Annotated in this window: 10 protein-coding genes; 5 read left to right on the top strand and 5 right to left on the bottom strand. The window is 59.6% G+C overall.

What is annotated here, in order from left to right:
* Window positions 1-102 precede the first annotated feature (102 nt).
* From QEZ52_RS03655 to QEZ52_RS03640, 4 genes are all read left to right on the top strand, one after another.
* Window positions 103-1,302 carry a TCR/Tet family MFS transporter gene (locus QEZ52_RS03655; protein WP_406650290.1) on the top strand — a complete coding sequence of 400 codons (1,200 nt, stop codon included), beginning with the start codon at window positions 103-105 and terminating at the stop codon, window positions 1,300-1,302.
* 111 nt (window positions 1,303-1,413) lie between these two features.
* A complete protein-coding gene (locus QEZ52_RS03650) occupies window positions 1,414-2,520 on the top strand; it encodes a Zn-dependent alcohol dehydrogenase (RefSeq protein WP_406648060.1) in 1,107 nt (368 codons plus the stop codon).
* Between the two features lie 19 nt (window positions 2,521-2,539).
* Entirely contained in the window at window positions 2,540-3,778 is a 1,239-nt protein-coding gene (locus QEZ52_RS03645) for a mandelate racemase/muconate lactonizing enzyme family protein (RefSeq protein ID WP_406648058.1), read from the top strand.
* Between the two features lie 173 nt (window positions 3,779-3,951).
* Window positions 3,952-4,236, top strand: a complete 285-nt coding sequence (locus QEZ52_RS03640) for an ArsR/SmtB family transcription factor (protein ID WP_406650287.1) — start codon at window positions 3,952-3,954, stop codon at window positions 4,234-4,236.
* A 46-nt stretch (window positions 4,237-4,282) separates the two neighbouring features.
* Here QEZ52_RS03640 and QEZ52_RS03635 read toward each other — a convergent pair whose 3' ends face one another.
* Complete coding sequence (locus QEZ52_RS03635; RefSeq protein ID WP_406650284.1) at window positions 4,283-7,237, bottom strand: ABC transporter transmembrane domain-containing protein; 2,955 nt, start codon at window positions 7,235-7,237, stop codon at window positions 4,283-4,285.
* A 231-nt stretch (window positions 7,238-7,468) separates the two neighbouring features.
* On the opposite strand from QEZ52_RS03635, the gene QEZ52_RS03630 reads away from it, so the two are divergent.
* On the top strand, window positions 7,469-7,858 hold the full coding sequence (locus tag QEZ52_RS03630) for a DUF3307 domain-containing protein (RefSeq protein WP_406648056.1): 390 nt from the start codon (window positions 7,469-7,471) through the stop codon (window positions 7,856-7,858).
* 24 nt (window positions 7,859-7,882) lie between these two features.
* Here the strand turns inward: QEZ52_RS03630 and QEZ52_RS03625 are convergent, their stop codons facing one another.
* The 4 genes from QEZ52_RS03625 to QEZ52_RS03610 all read right to left on the bottom strand — a co-directional run bounded on the left by QEZ52_RS03625 (window position 7,883) and on the right by QEZ52_RS03610 (window position 17,773).
* Window positions 7,883-9,679: an adenylate/guanylate cyclase domain-containing protein gene (locus QEZ52_RS03625; RefSeq protein WP_406648054.1), complete on the bottom strand. Its 1,797-nt coding sequence runs from the start codon at window positions 9,677-9,679 to the stop codon at window positions 7,883-7,885.
* A 78-nt stretch (window positions 9,680-9,757) separates the two neighbouring features.
* Entirely contained in the window at window positions 9,758-14,647 is a 4,890-nt protein-coding gene (locus QEZ52_RS03620) for a PKD domain-containing protein (protein ID WP_406648052.1), read from the bottom strand.
* Window positions 14,648-14,713: 66 nt separating this feature from the next.
* A complete protein-coding gene (locus QEZ52_RS03615) occupies window positions 14,714-17,038 on the bottom strand; it encodes a FecR domain-containing protein (protein WP_406648051.1) in 2,325 nt (774 codons plus the stop codon).
* 276 nt (window positions 17,039-17,314) lie between these two features.
* Entirely contained in the window at window positions 17,315-17,773 is a 459-nt protein-coding gene (locus QEZ52_RS03610; RefSeq protein WP_406648050.1) for an Lrp/AsnC family transcriptional regulator, read from the bottom strand.
* Between the last annotated feature and the right edge of the window lie 3 nt (window positions 17,774-17,776).

The raw sequence follows: 17,776 nt of genomic DNA, 5'->3' as shown, positions 1-17,776 counted from the left end.
CCCGCACCTGTTCCCTCGCGTCGCCAAACTAGATCCGAGGTTTTCGCGCTTTCCCGTCCATATTAGCCTGCGCCCAACCCAGATCCATTCATGAGGCCCGCATTGCGCCTGTCCGTTCTGTTTCTATTGTCGACCGTGATGCTGGATGCCATGGGAATCGGGCTGATCATGCCGATCATGCCGTCCCTGATCCGCGAAGTTCAGGGCGGCGACCTCGCGGATGCTGCATTGTGGGGCGGCATCCTGTCCACGGTGTTTGCAGTGATGCAGTTTCTGTTTTCACCGCTTTTGGGCAACTTGTCGGACCGGTTCGGGCGGCGTCCGGTGTTGCTGGTCTCTCTGACTATGATGAGCTGCTCCTATCTGGTGCTGGCCCAGGCGACGGCCTTGTGGGTTCTGTTGGTCGGGCAAATGATCAGCGGCATCACTTCGGCCACCCATGCGACCGCGGGTGCCTGTATGGCGGATCAATCCAAACCGCACGAAAAGGCGGCAAATTTCGGGCTGTTGGGAGCCGGGTTTGGCGTTGGCTTTGTCTTGGGGCCGCTGGTGGGCGGATTGCTGGGGGAATTGGGCACCCGCGCGCCGTTCTACGCAGCAGCCGGTGTGGTCGGGCTGAATGCGCTGCTGGGCGCGGTCGCCATGCGCGAGACTCTACCCCCCGAAAAACGCCGTCCCTTTGCGTGGCGCCGTGCCAACCCGTTGGGTGCCTTTTTCGGGATCTCGAAACTGCCGGGGATCGCACCCTTGTTGCTGGTCTATTTCATCTATTCCGTTGCGCTGTATGTCTATCCGGCAATCTGGTCCTACTTCACGCAGGCCCGGTTCGACTGGAGCCCGCAAACTATCGGCCTGTCGCTGGGGCTGTTCGGGATTTCAATGGCATTGGTTCAGGGTGTGTTGATCCGACTGGTGCTGCGATGGGTCGGGGAACGCAAGACTGTGATCTATGGTCAGCTGTTCGACGCAGTGGCCTTTTTCCTGTTGGCGATTGTCACCAGCGGCGCAGCCGCGTTGATCCTGACACCGGTTGCCGCGCTGGGCGCAGTGGTGTCGCCAGCATTGCAGGCCATCATGTCACGCAGGGTCAGCGATGACGCACAAGGAGAATTGCAGGGGGTGTTCACGTCGGTTCATGCCTTGTCCATGATCGTGTCGCCTTTGATGATGGCATCCGTGTTTTCAGCCTTTACCCGCGACGGCGCGCCGGTCCATTTCCCCGGTGCGCCGTTTTTGGTATCAATGGCGCTGATCTTTGTCGCGTTGGCGGTCTTCCTGCGTCAACCCAAAGAGCAAAGTTGATACCGACTGACTTTCGTAGCGTAATAACGACATGAATGGGGCGGTTTACCGCTTGCGACACCAGGGCTGGCGGGTCACCCTGACCAGAACAAGGCAGCAAGGGAACTCGCAATGCAAACCATCAAGGCAGCCGTTTGCCACGAATTTGGGGCCCCTTTGGTCATCGAGGATATCCAACTGGCACCGCCGGGAATGGGCGAGGTCGAAATCACCCTGGATGCCGTCGCGATCTGCCATTCTGACATCTCTTATGCCGATGGGGCCTGGGGTGGACATCTGCCGGCCGTCTATGGTCACGAAGCGGCTGGAATCATCACCCGCGTCGGCGGTGGTGTGACCGGCTTCGATCTGGGGGACAGCGTTGTGGTCACGCTGATCCGCAGCTGTGGAACCTGCCCCAGCTGTGCCAGCGGCAAGCCGACCATTTGCGAAACACCCCACAATACGGTCAAGGGGCCGCTGCGCACTGCAGAAGGCGGACCATTGGATCAGGCAATGTCCTGTGGTGCCTTCGCCGAAAAAGTTGTCGTGGACCAGCGCCAGATCGTCCAAATCCCCTCGGATATGGCCAAGGACGTCGCCTCTCTGCTGTCCTGCGGGGTCATCACCGGCGTCGGAGCTGCTGTGAATGCGGCCGGGCTGCGGGCCGGGCAGGACGTGGTGGTGATCGGCGCGGGCGGTGTCGGGTTGAACGCCATTCAGGGCGCGCGCATCGCCGGGGCCCGGCGGATCGTGGCCGTGGACATGACCGAAGAAAAGCTCGAGATAGCCCGGTCATTCGGTGCCACGCATGGGGTGTTGGCCAGCGACCCGACCCCGTGGAAGGCATCCTACAAGGCCCTCGGAGGACGTGGAGCGGATGCGGTGCTGGTCACCGTCGGCGCAATCCCGGCCTATGAACAGGCAATGCGCTATCTGGGACGAGGCGGCAAGGCAATCATGATCGGAATGCCCCATTCCGGGGCCAAGGCTGCCTATGAACCCGTGGTCATGGCCGCCATCGGTCAGGGGCTTATCGGGTCAAAAATGGGAGACGTTGTGATCCAGCGTGATATCCCCTGGATGATCGACCTGTATCAACAGGGACGGCTGAAGCTGGACGAACTGATTTCCAGACGTTGGACGTTGGACCAGATCAACGACGCAATTGCCGACACCAAGACCGGTAGCGCCAAGCGCAACGTCATCCTGTTCGATCGAGACCCGGCAGGAAACTGAACACCTGGGAGTGCACGAGATGAAACTGCAAGATCTCGACGTTATCGTCACGGCCCCGCCAGCACCAGGATGGGGCGGTCGGTATTGGATTTTGGTCAAGATCACCACAGACAGCGGGGTGACCGGCTGGGGGGAATGTTACGCGTCGACCATTGGCCCCCAGGCGATGACACATGTGATCCAGGATGTGTTCGACCGTCACATGGGCGATCAAAATCCCGAAGACATCGAATTGATGTTTCGTCGCATCTATTCCTCGGGCTTTACCCAACGCCCCGATTTGACGGTCATGGGGGCGTGGTCAGGTTTGGAAATGGCCTGTTGGGATATTCTGGGCAAAGACCGCGACCGGCCCGTGCACGCGCTGATCGGCGGGCGGATGAATGACCGGATCAGGGCCTATACTTACCTTTATCCGCTGCCGCACCACGACCTGAACGATTTCTGGACGTCACCAGATATGGCCGCCGAATCTGCCTCCGAACTGGTCTCGCGGGGCTATACAGCCGTAAAATTCGACCCGGCCGGCCCCTATACCATGCGTGGCGGGCACATGCCTGCGATGAGCGATATTTCACAGTCCGTCGCCTTTTGCAAAGCCATCCGCGAGGCCGTTGGCGACAAGGCCGACCTGCTGTTCGGCACGCACGGGCAATTCACAACCGCCGGGGCCATCCGCCTGGGGCAGGCGCTGGAACCCTATTCGCCATTGTGGTTCGAAGAACCGGTGCCACCAGACAATTATCCTGAAATGGCCAAAGTCGCGCACGCTGTCCGCATCCCGGTCGCCACCGGTGAACGGCTAACCACCAAGGCCGAATTTGCAGCCGTCCTACAGTCGGGTGCCGCAACGATCCTGCAACCGGCTTTGGGACGTGCAGGCGGGATCTGGGAGATGAAAAAGGTCGCCGCCATCGCCGAAGTCTATAACGCCCAGATTGCACCGCATCTGTATGCGGGTCCCGTGGAATGGGCTGCGAACATTCAATTGGCAGCGTCGATTCCCAATATCCTTTTGGCTGAAACCATCGAAACCCCGTTTCACGACGCATTGATCAAAAGCAGCATTCAGGTCGAAGACGGGTTCATCCCGACGCCGACAGCAGCAGGATTGGGGATAGACGTGGACGAAGACCTGGCTCGCGCCCACCCGTTTACAGGATCCGACCTGCATCTGAACATGCGCGATGATCCTTGCGACTACGTGAATGGCAATGCGTTCCAGGGCGGCTCTCCGGCCATACTCTCAAAAACCTGACCCGACACAGTGATGCGCCTGCAAAGGGGCATCACCCTTCACCAATTCGTGCGGATTGCAAGAGTCGCTTCACAATGCCTGTAACAACGATATATTCTATCTATATCAATTCAGGATTCAGGACCGTGACTGCTCAACCCGCCTCCGCTATCTCACCGGAAATTCCAACCGATATGGAACAGCGTGCCGCCGAGGCCGCAGCCTTTCTCAAGACTTTGGCGCATGAGGGACGACTGATGATCCTGTGTCATCTTGGAACCGGCGAACGCTCGGTGGGAGAGCTGGAAGAGCTGCTGGGCATTCGACAGGCCGCAGTCAGCCAGATGCTGGCCCGCCTGCGCGACGAAGGGTTGGTGACCACCCGCCGCGATGGCAAGACGATCTATTATTCCCTAAGCGACAGCAACACCGAACAGGTGATCGGGCTGTTGTATTCCCTGTTCTGCGATCCAGACTGATCTTCCGGCTCAGCGACCTGGTGTCCCGCAGCAATCCAGATGACACCTAGGACACATATCCTGCGACGACCTGCAACAATTTGAATGCGGTCTGGGCATCATTTTCAACCACCGCCAGAAACTCTTCCTCGCCGATCCGCAAACAATTCAGATCCGTGGCAGCCACCATGCTGAGCGCGCGTGGCTCCTTGCGGATAAGGCCCAATTCACCCACAAGCCGCCCCGGGCCAACCGTGACAATCAGCTGATCCTCTGTCTCGTCCTGGGGCAAATACAAACCCGCTTCGCCATCGATCACGACATAGGCACCGTCTGTCGGCTTGTCCCCTTTGAGGAAAACGACCTGCCCCGGTTCTGCCGTGTACCAGCGTGCGCCAAAAGCCAGCAACCGCAGCTGTTTGCGGTTAAGCCCGGAGAACAGGTCAATCTGCTCCAGCGCCCGCACTTTGAGCGCCAAATCCTGACTGGCCGCCCCGTCGCCTGCGACGTCCACATGGGGCTCCTCGCTGACCAACCGTCCTTGCCGCAGCTCAAAGAACGTGTCGAACACGTCAGCGCTTTCAAAGCTGTTGTTCAGATAGATCAGCGTCGTGTCCGGCAGCAGCTTGCGCAGGTTCTTGTAGACCGACACTTGGGTTTCGAAATCGTAGCTGGCCAACGCATTGTCCAGGATCAGAATGTCCGGCTTTTTGATTGTCGCCCGACAAAAGGCCAATGGTTCAGCAAACACCTGCGCCAACCCCTGGCCGCCCAGCGCAATGGGCATATCGTAGATCAGTGCCACCACCATGTCGCGCAGCCCGTGTTGCACCAGCAGATCCGCCACCAGATTCCGCAGCTCGTCCCCCTTGCTGCCCGCGTTCTCTGAAACTTTGCCATACATCGCGTTTTCCAGAACCGTCAGGCCTGGGGCAAAGCGGTCCCGCGCCAGCGGTTCGAACAAGTCGCCCAGCGTTTCCAGAATCTCGGCCGCATGTCCGCGGCGCAGATCCAGTATCCGCTGTTTCATTTCATCGCCAAACCCAGGCCCGATCTGTTCGGCCGAGATCCGCAGGGGCACAATCAACAGCTCTACCAGCTCATCAGGTTCCAGCGCCTTGACGCCACCGTCCCGGGTTTTCTCTACCAGAGCCAGCGCAGCATCATAGGTGCGTGGCTCAAGCCCCAATTTGCGGAACAACGGGTGATCAGTCCCATCCAATCCAAAGATCTGGCGCAGCATGTCAATCACGTCCCGGGCCAGGGCGACCAGGTCATCATCCAGCTTCAGCTCGGCCAATTTTTCCAGGAACCCGGACTGACCCACCATCATTTCCTTGGTAATCGGCTCCCTTGGCGAGGCAAACAGCAGGTTATCGGCCACCGGCAGTGCGTGATTGTATTTTTCTGGGTCCAGAAGAAAGGCATACTGGCGCAGGCCGGCCTCGTCGATGGCTCCCTGTATCGCTGGCCGCAATTCAATCAACCGGGCCACCAGTTCAGGATGGGCGGCCGGATCAAAGTGCTGATCAATCCCGCGTCGGAACAACGCCGTTCCTGATCCCATACCTTCGACGATTTGCAACCACCAGGCGCGCAATTCGTCATCATTGGCCAGCCCGGCGATCGACGGATCAACCCAGGGCACGTCAAAGGCATCCGGGCTGTTTCCTGCCCGTGACGCGTCGGCCTGAACCTTGGGGTCGTCAGACTCCTCTTGCGGACGCGGGCGCATTGCCATCATGACATTGTCGCCAAACGTACCCTGGAACATCACTGGCCGTGACGTCGCATGACCGATCCGCGCTGCGACAATGGATTGGTGCAGTTTCGTTGCATCCTGATCCCCAAACCGCAGCTTGCCAGCCGACGGCAGCAATTCACGGGTTAGCAATTCAGCCATCGCGCGGCGGTCTTCTTCGCTGGGGGCTGCAATCCCGATAACCTTGCCCGCCGGCAGCGTTGCGCTCAGATCCTCTAAGACCAGATTCCCGTCACTGTCGCGCACATTTACCCCCTCCAGCACAATATCACCGGACAGATGCGACACTTGCTCGGGCTCGCCCTTCATCAGGTCGTCATCCACCATCCCCGCCGGGGCAAAGCGTTCCAGGATCACGTCCCAGCGCAGCGCCATATCCTGTGTCTGGTTGTAATAGGCCAACAATTCCTTCCAGGGGCTCGAGAGATCCTTGTAAGCGCCCAGTGCCGCCACCAGCGCCCCCAGCGACACGGTGCCCTGAAGCACCAGAAACCCGCCAACCGAATAGAAAAAGAACGGGGTCAGGTTCCCGATGAAGTTGTTGAGGAACTTCATGAAGAACTTTTTCTGGTAGATGATAAAGCGAATCTCGTACAGACGACCCAGGCGCGACGTGATCATCGCCAACCGATAGCGCCAGCCCCCGTTGATCCGCAATGTCGACGCCCCGGCTGCGCTTTCCCCAATCTCCGAAGCCAGCGCCCGCACTTCCTTGATCCGCTTCTTGTTCAGAAGGTTGATCTGTTTTTGCAGCTTGGGGATCAGCCAGGCCTGTAGCGGAATCAGCGCGACAGCGGCCAACCCGAACCAGACACTCTGCAGAAACAAAAAGGACAGAATGGTGATCATCTGACCGGCCTGCAGTACCGGTTGACTGATCGCATCCCCCATCAAACCGCCCATCGGTTCGCTTTCGGCGGTGACCATCGACACCAATTCGCCCTGGCTCACCCGTTCAAAATAGGGCTGCGGGAACCGCAGAACCCGCGCGATCAACTGGAACCGGAAACGACGCAGCATGCGTTCGGCCAACACACCCTTCATCGTGTTGATCCGCATTTTCATCAGCCCATGCGCCAGAACCGACAGCAGATAGGCGATACACAAAATCCCCAGGAACATGATCTGTTCTACAGGAATGCCAAAGACGTCAATGACGGCGGTCTGTGATCCGATGGCATCGTTGATGATGCGTTTAGGCAGCTCAAGCGTCAGGTAAAGCAATGGAAACAAACTGGTCGTGACAGCCAACAGGATCAGTTGGTCACGTTTGGAGTACTTCCAGATGAATCCAAAAAGGGTACGTTCGATGTCAATATTCCAGAAAATAAAAAGCTCTGTCCGCGGGTTCAGCGCCAGATTAGCAAGTTGCAGAGCAAACAGGCAATTGGTTTCCTAAAATAACCGGTGTGAAACGGTTCATTTGCAGCCCTCCGAAAAATCCGTAAGCTGTGAGTGTAACCGCGCTCAAACCACTCGAGGATCGTGATTTTGTTAACGTCTGTCGGCACTGTTCTGCTGTTGCTCTGCGCCCTGCAGATTAAACATATGTTTGCCGATTATTACATGCAGACGCCCAAGATGTTGTCTGGTCGGGGCGAATACCTGCATATGGGACGTGCTCAGCATGCGGGCATTCACGCGATTGGATCGTTTCTGGTGCTGGTGCTGTTTGGGGCACCGTTTTTGTTTTCCCTTGTTTTGGCCGGTATCGAATGGGTGGTTCATTTCAACATCGACTACTGCAAAGCCCGCTATTCGGACGCCAAACAGTATACCCCGACACAGGCAGGGTTCTGGCGTGCTGCGGGTACAGATCAGGCGGCTCATCATCTGACGTATATCGCGATGGTCTGGGCCTGGGTGGTTTACACCGGGTAGCCCACGACAGGCGTTGGACGTTGATCAGGTTGGCGCATCTGCACCGGTTGTGGCAGATCGCAAGTCCGCCGGGGCATTTTCCGCTTGATATTGATCCCCATGAACATCCGGGCGTGGCGTTGCAGCAAAGACCGGAACCGGGTCGGCGTAGCCTTTGAGCGGAATTGCCGGAAGTTCGTCGAAATCGACACCCGTCAATCCGCGCGCAGCGTCTCGTGTGGCCCGATCTGTCAACACTTGATCAGGTGCCGCCTTGGAACACAGGCGGGCCGACAGGTTTACCGTTGATCCCAACACAGTGAAATCCATACGATCACGCGCGCCCATGGCCCCCATGACGACCACGCCCGACGCCACTCCAATGCCAACATGCAGTTCATGTTCCGGATGCTCTTCGAGCAGGCGGGCCATGGCCCGCGTAATCCCCACTGCACACGACACGGCGCGCCGCTCCATGTCATCGCCTTCGAACACGGCGACAAGGGCATCCCCGATGAATTTGTCGACATCCCCGTGATGCTGGACGACAATATCTGTCTGCGCGTCGAAATACTGATTTAGAACCTCGATCACCCGTTCCGGCGGCACGCGCTCGGAGAATTCGGTGTAGCCGCGAATATCGGTGAAAATCACTGAGACGCGCCTGCGTTCGCCGCCCCGCTCCATTCCGGTCTCTTCGGCGTTCTGAATGGCCGAGACTGTTCCGTGCGACACGAATTTCATCAATTCGACCCGCTCTCCCAGATGCGCAATCATCTGATTGAAACGGCGCGCAAGGTCGCCGATTTCATCGCGCGACCGAACATCCTGAACCCGGGCGCCAAAATCACCGCTCCCGACCCGTTCTGCCACCTCACCGATACGCAGGATCGGCCGCGTCAGGCGACGGGCAAACAGCATTGCACCCAAGCTGGCGATGGCGAACCCAACCAACCCGACAACGAAAATCTGTCGGGTGATCGCATTGACCACCGCATAGGCATTTGCTTCGCTCAGCTCGGTGATCACAGCCCAGGGAAACCAATCGGGAAAGGCATAAGCCCCAAGCATCGCCTGACCGTCCGGACGCACATAGGGTTCCAGCGCGTCGGCCCGCGCCCCGGCCACAATCAGCGGCAGGGCGGATTGAACGATCTGCCGCTCTGTCAGCAATTGCATGTCATCGACCAGAACGGTGCGACCGGCCTGATCAATCACAGTGATTTCGCCCCGTTGCGCAAAGGGATGTCGGCGCACCATCTCTCCCAGCATGGACAGGTCAACCTTGGCCACCATGGTGACACGCCGGTTTGCGATCTTCTGGTTGAGTGGCAGAGCCAACGTTGCCATCCAACGACCTGTTCCCGGCAGTCGTGACACCAATGGGCGGCCAAACTGCCCGGTCGCGGCAATGGAGCGCAACAGATCGGGCCCGGTTGTGAGCGCTTGGACGGGGTCAATGCCGGCCTCGACCAGCTTTTGCGAAAACGCTTCGTTGGTGACCAGAATAGGCTGCGGTGCGCCCTCGACGCTAAGCTGCAGCGCCACCACATCCGACAGTTCCTGAAGCCCCAGCGTCAGCAGTGACATCTTTTGCGCAACGCCCAGATCGATGCTGTCCACCCCATTGCGGATCACCATCAGCGGGGTCAACCAGCGCCCCTGAAACGTTGCATCAAAATCTTCACGCAATTGCGCGGCGACCAGGGTCAGGCTCTCGTTGGCGGCGCTTTTCAATTCGTCCCGTGTCAACTGGGTCAGATTTTGTGCCACCATCACCAAAGGTGCAACCGCCAGGGCCGCTGCAAAGACAAAGAACTTGAGGCGCAAAGGAAACCGCATGCCCGGCAGATTAAAGGAATCCGCCGGGAAGTCACCGGTATTGCGCAGCGCGGGCTTGTTTTTACGCTTTGACGTGCCTTAGTTTCGGGCAGTTGCGGTGACCTGGAGCTGATCCTGCGCGACACCGCAGGCCAACCCTGTGCTGTCACGTGCCGTCAAGGTCACGGTGTAGGTTCCGGCGGATTGATATCCGTGACGCGCCACGCGCCCGGTTGCCTGTGCTCCGTCGCCAAATGACCAATCCAGCATCACCCCATGCCCGTCCGGGTCTTTGACCCGAGCAGGTTCAAACCGTTCGATGTCAAAGGATCCGCCAATCGACACAGTCCGATCCTCGCCCGCATCCAGCTGCGGCGCAGCATTGACCAAAACCCGTGCAGTATCGCGTCCCGTGTCACATGCCGCGGCACCGCTGTCATCGCGCACGGTCAAGGTAACCGCAATGTCGGCGGCGGACTGGAACACCCGTTCAACCCGCGGACCCGTCAGCACCTCTCCGTCCGAAAACTGCCATTCCCATTCCGTCAGTTTGCCATCCAGATCCGAGGACGCCCCCGCGTCAAACACGACGACGTCTCCGGGGCAGACAATGCGATCAGCCCCGGCCAAAGCGGTGGGCGCGGCATTGACGCGTTGATAGACTTCGATCCGGCGCTGGCTGCCAGGGAGGTTGGCCCCGTCGTCCAGAACCGCCGAAACGGGATACAGACCGGGTGCCGAAAACGCGTGGCTCACGGCCGCGCCCTCGGCTTTGGTCTCCCCAAAGTTCCAGGCGACCGCAGCGCCTTCGGGCACCTGAACCGACCATGGCACATCCTGTGCAGGGCATACCTGACCCGACAGCGCCAATCCTGGATCGGGCGCCGGTTCAACAGTGATCGTATGGCGGCGTTCCACAACCGAATTACCGACACCAGCATCATCATAGACACGCAGGATCACCGGATAAGTCCCGGCCTGCGTATAGCGGTGGCTCACATCAACCCCAACTGAACTGGCCCCATCGCCAAATTCCCATTCGAACAGGGCAATTGCCCCGTCGGGGTCAAACGAACCCAACCCGGTAAAAGTCAGCGCTTCACCGATCGACGCCCGGTCCGGTGCGGAGAGTTCGGCCACGGGTGCAGCATTCACCATGATCTTGCGGACAGCTTCGAGCTGACCACAGATCCGGCTGCTGTCGCTTGAGCCTTCGGGCAATTGTGCAGTGGCTTTGACCAGATATTCGCCGGGCTCGGCGTACACATGCGATAGGGACGGCCCAGTTGCCGTCGTGCCATCTCCCAGATCCCAAGTGATTTCGACCCCATCCAACGGCAGATCTGTGCCCCCTTCGCGCAGGCTCAGCGACATCAAGTGGTCCAACCCCTGAGCGGCACGGTCGTTGGTCTCCACCTTCAATTCGGGCGCTGCGATCACTTTGTAGATCGCCGTGTCGGAATCCAACGGGCTACAACCGCCGCGCGCCTCGCCGGTAATCGTCAGCGTGACCGTATATGTGCCGGGGCGGGAAAAAATATGCAGCGGGGTTTCGCCATTCGCCGCCTTGCCGTCGCCGAAATCCCAGGCAAAGGCGTTCACTGCACCATCCGCATCGGTCGATCCCGACCCGTCCAGACGCACCTGCTGGTTCGAACATACAGTGCGGTCCGCCCCCGCATCCGAAATTGGGCCCTCGCGCACCAATGCCGCGATGCGGTCCATGGCTGTTCCCCAATCGGTGCCGGTTTCATTGCGGATTTTCAGCGTAACCGGGTAAATACCAGGTTGTTCATAGGTCTTGGTCGGGTTGATCAGATCCGAAGTATTGCCGTCCCCGAAATCCCATTCATACAGCAACAGCCCACCGTCCGGGTCGGCGCTGGCCGACGCATCAAACAGGATCGGCTGGCCGGAACAGACATCCCGGTTGCCCCCGGCATCCGCCATCGGGCGGGCCCGCACGGAAACCGTTGTGGCGTCGGTGGACAGGGCGTTGGACAATCCGGTGCCGTCGTCCACCAACAGGGTCACCGGGAACTTGCCAGCCTTGTCATAGGTATGGGATATCGTCTTGCCAAAGATCGGCCCCGACCCATCGCCCATGTCCCAACGATAGATCAGCGGATCACCGTCAGCATCGGCTGACCCAGAACCATCCAGCGTCACAATCAAACCATCCGAGATCACCGGATCACCGGCATCTGCAACGGGGGCGCTGTTGACCCGGATGGTCACGTCATCATCAGCAACTGCATTCAACACGCCGCTGTCATCGGTAACGACCAATTGCGCGCTCCAGGTTCCCGGCGCGTCATAGGCGCGTTCAACCCGCTGTGCATCCAGCGGCACGCCCAGGTCATCAAACTCCCAACGGTAGGAAATGATCTGACCATCCGGATCAAAGCTTTGGCCCGCGTCAAACACCAGACTGTCTCCCGGCGCCACCAACCGGTCGGCCCCTGCCACGGCCACAGGTTGGGCATTGACGGTGATCAGGGTCTCCGCCTCATCCTGTGCAGGAGGGCCGGGGAAATCGTCGGTAACCGTCAATCCGATGCGATACAAACCAGGGTCAGAAATCTGATGCGCCGCCCGTTCTCCGGTGGCTTGGCCGCCGTCAGGGAAGGTCCACAGATATTCGGAAATCGCGCCATCGGGATCAATTGATCCACGCCCGGACAACAGGAACTCTTCGCCGGGTGCCACGACCTGGGGGCGGCCGGCGTCGGCAATCGGAGCGGCATTCACCGTGACCCGCATCCGGTCGCGCGCCACATTCAGCGGCGCGCCGCTGTCATCGCGCACCCGCACGGACACCTCATAAACACCCGGACGTGCATAGACATGGCGCGGATTGGGCCCCTGCCCCGTGCTGCCGTCGCCAAAATCCCAGAGCCATTCGGTAATGGTGCCATCGGGATCCGCCGATCCTGCTCCATCAAATTGCACCTCGCTGGCACTGACAAATTGGTCCGCACCCGCATTCGCCACAGGGGCTGCATCCACACGAACCACACGGGTCGTGCTTTGCAACGCCGAAGCGGTGCCACTGTTATCTATCACCGTCAGTGTAACCGTGAATTCACCCGCTTGCGTCCAGGCATAGGTGACCAGTGGTCCCTCGCCAGATGCGCCATCGCCAAAGTCCCAGATGTAGGACAGAATCTGCCCGTCGGCGTCGCTGGAGGCCCCTGCATCCAACAACGCGGCCTCGGACACGGACACCGGACGATCCGGAATGGCGAACACTGGCACCGGCGGAGCGTTGACGCTGATCTGCAGGTGATCCACGGCCGAAGCATTGGCGACACCGCTGTTATCCGTCACGGTCAACCGAACCGTATAAACCCCGGAGTCCCGGTAGATGTGGGAAACATTGGTCCCGTTCAGAACGGTACCGTCACCCATGTCCCATTGCCAGGCTCCAACGGCCCCATCCACATCATAGCTGGCCGCGCCAGACAGAAACACCGGCTGGTCGACAACCGCGCTCTGATCCGTGCCCGCTTCGGCGACGGGGGCAAAGTTCACAGCAACCAGCCGCGTTGCCACACCAAAGTTACAAGGATGCTGGCTGTCATCCTCGACCCGCAGCACCGCACGATACTGTCCCGGCTGGGCATAGACATGTGTTGCGCGCACCGATTGGGCCAGAGTCCCATCGCCAAAACTCCAGCGATACCGGGTGATTGGACTGTCCGAAGGGTTCGACCCTCCGCCTTCAAAGGTGACCGCCTGCCCGGGTGCAACCACGATGTCCGCCCCGGCGACCGCCACAGGGGCATTGCGCACATGCACTGGCACATCAATTTCGGCACCACGGCCCGGACGAATGCCCTCTTCGAGCACACGCAAACGCGCCGTATAGCGCCCTGGTTCGCTGTACCGATAGGCGATCACCGCGTCCTGAGCGCTTTGACCGTCCCCGAAACTCCATTCGACTCCCAGCGGTGTCAGACCGCGCGACAGGTTGCCGTCAAAGGCCACCGACCGGCAATCGGCCAGAGGTCGCGCCGTACCAACCGCCGTCGGGCGCTCTGGTTCCGGTGCGCGCAACGGGGGCATCCGCAAAGGCAGCGGATTGCCGTCGCTATCATAGACTGCGAGCGTGACGTCATTCGGGGTTTCAAACCCACCCGACAGCGACAACGACAGGTTACTCTCATCCACCATGACTTCTGCAGAGCGCCAATGGTCCTGCCCGGAAATCGGCAGGTCGATATCCTTGTATTGGGTCAACAGCGCCAGGCGACCGTTGGCTCCATCAAAGCTTTGGACGGTCAACTTGCCCGGTTTTGGGGCGTCAAACCAAACCTGCGTCGGGGTGGCACCTGCCTCCCATCGCACGGTGGGTTGATAGGAAAACATCTCAAGCCCGTCGGGCGCGCGATCCCGATCCCGCGACAGGCTCACCCCCACAGTAAACCCATTGCCGTCATCACCGCCGGTGCCCTGCACGTCGATGCGGAACCAGGCCCGTTCGCCGATGATCTCGCCCTGTCGCGTCCGCACTCCGGTCAGCGTGACCCACCGCTGGTCCGTCGCACGGTCATTGCCATACAGTTTTTCGGTCAGCATCTTGCCCGGACCGGTCACGGGGACGGATTTTGTCAGGCGCGGTTCACGCGCATCATCGGCGACGGCCACGGGACGCTCGGCAGCGCTAAAGGCACCTTCGCCCCCAAACACCCGAAACGCAGTTTCTGCGTTGCCGGTCCCCCCATAGGTGAAATCATCCTGCCCCGAGGTTTCGGGGTCAAACACCCGGATATAGATCCGGTCGCGCAGCCCCTTTGGCACACTGAAGAACACCTGTTCACGCCGGTCCACATCGCCTTCGCGACTGGGCGCAAGCGCGCCATAGACAACCAATTTTCCGGTATCCAGTCCTGGCCCGTCAGCGTCGGCAACTGGTGCGAGACTCAACACTGTCGCAACGGCCAGCGCCACAGCGCGGGTTGCCCTCCTTGTGAATTGTGCTGTCATCCGTACCTCGTTGTCGCATTTCCCAGGGGGGTCTTCATCGAGACCCCGGTTAGGCCCATCCCAGTGCTATTCGTATGCCGCGTTTCCGGCGTAGTCTTCGATGATCAACTCCACCAACTCGAGCTCCCCAGGCTCGGCCGGCAGGCTCGCCGAACATATATTCTGTGCAGCGTTGCACCGCAGGAAGCCTTCACGCTCCACGTCTCCGATGCGCAGTACATAGGACGCCGCCTGTCGCAGACCGCTGGCGTCGGTGGCCTCCACCTTCAGTTCGATCGGACCATTTGCCCCGTTCGGCCGCCCCAGATCGACATTGATGATTTGCGGCGGGTCCACATCCAAGAGGGTTTCCAACCGCAGAACTCGCAGATTCCCCACTGCGTCTTCAGCGACCAGTTCGAATACGTTCTGCCCCGGTTCCAATTCCGCATCGATCAAAAACCGGCCATCCTGCATGGCAAGCGGAGCATCATTCAACATCAGCCGCACCGCATCTCCCGCATCGCCTTCCAGCCGCAACTCCGGCTCGCCGGTGGCCTGCGGCGGTGGCAAGTCCAGATCCAGATCGGGCGGCGTCCGGTCTTGCAACGCCGAAAACGCTGCTCGGCCTTCGACTGCTCCGGTCGGAGACAGGATCTCTACCCGGTACGTCGACGGCTCTTCGTTGACTGGTACAGAGAACCGGAACCCACCATCCGGACCGATACGGGACCGGACGGTCTCGGCTTCGGAACCAATCACAACCATATCCGCCCCCGGAGCCGCGGTACTGAACCCCCAAACCGAAATCTGTTCCGTGCGTGTGGCAAGCGCCTGACCTGATCTGGGAATTTGATCCGAGAACGTGATCGAAACCTGCTCGACGGGACGGTAGACCACCGAAATGGCCCGTGTCGTCCGATTCCCCGCAGGATCCTGAGCATCAACACGGATCTGGTTTTCACCCGGTTCCAAAGTCAGCGTCGCGGCAAAGCTGCCATCCGCACCGGGTTCCAGCCGCTCCCCGTTCAGGTTCAATATTGCATCCGCTTCGGTCACGCCCAGAAATTCGACCTGGGAACTGGTCACCAGGCTATCCGTGGCAGGTGACAAAACTGTCAGGAATGGCGGGGTTTCGTCTATACGCATGGTAAAAACACGCGGATGGCTCCATGATCCCGGCAAGCCCAACAAATCAATCGCCGCAACTCGCCAGTGGTAGTCTCCCGGTGCCAGATCCCGCGCCTTGAACCCCGCCTCGGGGATCGCCCACTCGGACACCTGCATCTGGTTGAAACCGGGGTCGCGTGCCACTTCGAGCCAGTATCCTTTGGCATCCTGTACCACAGCCCAGGCCAGATCGACCTGACCGGCATAGGCAATGGCCTCGGCTGCGGGCCGCGTCAGATCGACCGCACCCAGAACATCCGCCCGTTTGGCGTCACCGCCGCTCAGGACCACGCCCTCGTTCGCCCCGACCATAATCGTGTTTTTTCCCTGCTGGATTGCCAAATCCGGCCCGTCGTAATTGACAAACCGCGCGCCCTTCTGGTCGTTCTTGATCCAGAAGTCGGTGGAATCCGTCGTCGTCTTGACTCCGGGCACATCGATTTCAAAGCTGGTATTGTCCGACAGCTGGTTCAGCAGCGCATAGAAATCCCCGTTGACCAGCGACACTTTGGTCACTTCGCCTCCGGTCAGCGGATCTGACCGCATGCGCTGGATGGTGGCGTTGGAATTGGCATTCAGACGCAATCGGCTGAGGTCGCGAAAGGTGATCTGTGTCGTCGAATTCGACAGAGTGCGCATGCGCTCGAATTCGACCAGAACATCGTTGAGGGTCCGCCCGGACCATGTCGGTTCCGCGGGTGACCGTCCTTCGACGCTGCCCTGAACGTCCGACACCACAGCTTCGGCTGAGCGATCCCGCTGGGCAACGGAAATGGCCAACGCCTCTTGTGCAAATCCCGTGGCAATATCGGACAGCGCGACAACATCCTCCCATTCACCGACTGCACGTTGCAGACCGGCCTGTTCGCGATTGTTGATGGCGCTGTCAATTTCGACGGGCGCAAAGATCTGCGCCCCCTCTGCATTGGCTTTTTGGATCGCATCCAGCGACGCGGTCAAAGCAACATCAGCCGCCCGCACCTGTTCAACCGGCATACGTAACTGCACGCCGGGAACCACCTGGGCAGGAGAGAGGATGCCATTCAATGTCAGAACCACCGGCCACAGGTCCGGGTCCTGCAAATACTGCGCGGCCAACTCACGCAGCGTATCACCGGCCTGAAACTCGATCACCGGCATCGGAGCATTCAACTGGTTTGCTCGGACGCCGCGCGCACCTCCTGTGCCTATCGCCACAATCAAGAACGTCAGGGCCATGACCTTGAGTATTCCGGTGCGCATTTGGATCACATGCGATGCCTTTCCAAAACGGCGAGGTCGAAAAAATTTGACTTGAATAGACACCATTCTTGGCTGCCAATCCAATTCAGGCAAGGAAATTCACCTATTTGACGGATTCAGGATGACTTTGCGTTAACCATGTCCGCCATAGCTTCCTCTTTGTTTCCAAAGGGGAAACAGCCCGCACTCGCCCCATGGGACCGCCAGCTCTCAACTTCGCGCTTTTTTGGTGCTTGCGATATCCTGACAAGGAATCACTGCAAATCCCGCATGGTCCTAGCCGGATATTGGTTCATTCTGCTTGATCGACCGCAAAACCACATTGGTCTGTGCGCTGGCAACGGCGGGCAGGCGAAACAGGAAATCTTCGAGAAAGCGATTGTAGACTTCCAGATCCTGGGTCAGCACCCGCATATGGTAATCCGCCTGCCCGGTGGTCGCGTAACACTCCACCACGGCGTCATGGCGTTCTACGGCCTGGATGAATTCGACGATCCGTTCTGGATCGTGACGGGTCAAATGCACATGCACAATTGCCTGAAACCCCAACCCCATACGGAGCGGATTGACCACGGCACCATAGCGTTCGATCACGCCCGCCTCTTCGAATGCACGCACCCGGCGCCACAGCGCCGAAGACGACATGCCCACCGCTTCGGCGAGATCTGCATTCGACATGCGGGAATCTCGTTGCAGCAACATCAGGATGCGCCGGTCTCTGCTATCCAGGATCATTGG

The organism is Aliisedimentitalea scapharcae, assembly GCF_045277565.1.
Classification (GTDB): domain Bacteria; phylum Pseudomonadota; class Alphaproteobacteria; order Rhodobacterales; family Rhodobacteraceae; genus Aliisedimentitalea; species Aliisedimentitalea scapharcae.
This window is presented reverse-complemented; position numbering and strand designations above follow the sequence as displayed.

What these genes read in the sequence shown, in the direction of transcription:
- QEZ52_RS03650 (WP_406648060.1), top strand. Translation starts at nt 1,414, where the DNA reads ATGCAAACCATCAAGGCAGCCGTTTGCCACGAATTTGGGGCCCCTTTG.
- QEZ52_RS03645 (WP_406648058.1), top strand. Translation starts at nt 2,540, where the DNA reads ATGAAACTGCAAGATCTCGACGTTATCGTCACGGCCCCGCCAGCACCA.
- QEZ52_RS03640 (WP_406650287.1), top strand. Translation starts at nt 3,952, where the DNA reads ATGGAACAGCGTGCCGCCGAGGCCGCAGCCTTTCTCAAGACTTTGGCG.
- QEZ52_RS03625 (WP_406648054.1), bottom strand. Translation starts at nt 9,679, where the DNA reads ATGCGGTTTCCTTTGCGCCTCAAGTTCTTTGTCTTTGCAGCGGCCCTG.
- QEZ52_RS03620 (WP_406648052.1), bottom strand. Translation starts at nt 14,647, where the DNA reads ATGACAGCACAATTCACAAGGAGGGCAACCCGCGCTGTGGCGCTGGCC.
- QEZ52_RS03615 (WP_406648051.1), bottom strand. Translation starts at nt 17,038, where the DNA reads ATGCGCACCGGAATACTCAAGGTCATGGCCCTGACGTTCTTGATTGTG.
- QEZ52_RS03610 (WP_406648050.1), bottom strand. Translation starts at nt 17,773, where the DNA reads ATGATCCTGGATAGCAGAGACCGGCGCATCCTGATGTTGCTGCAACGA.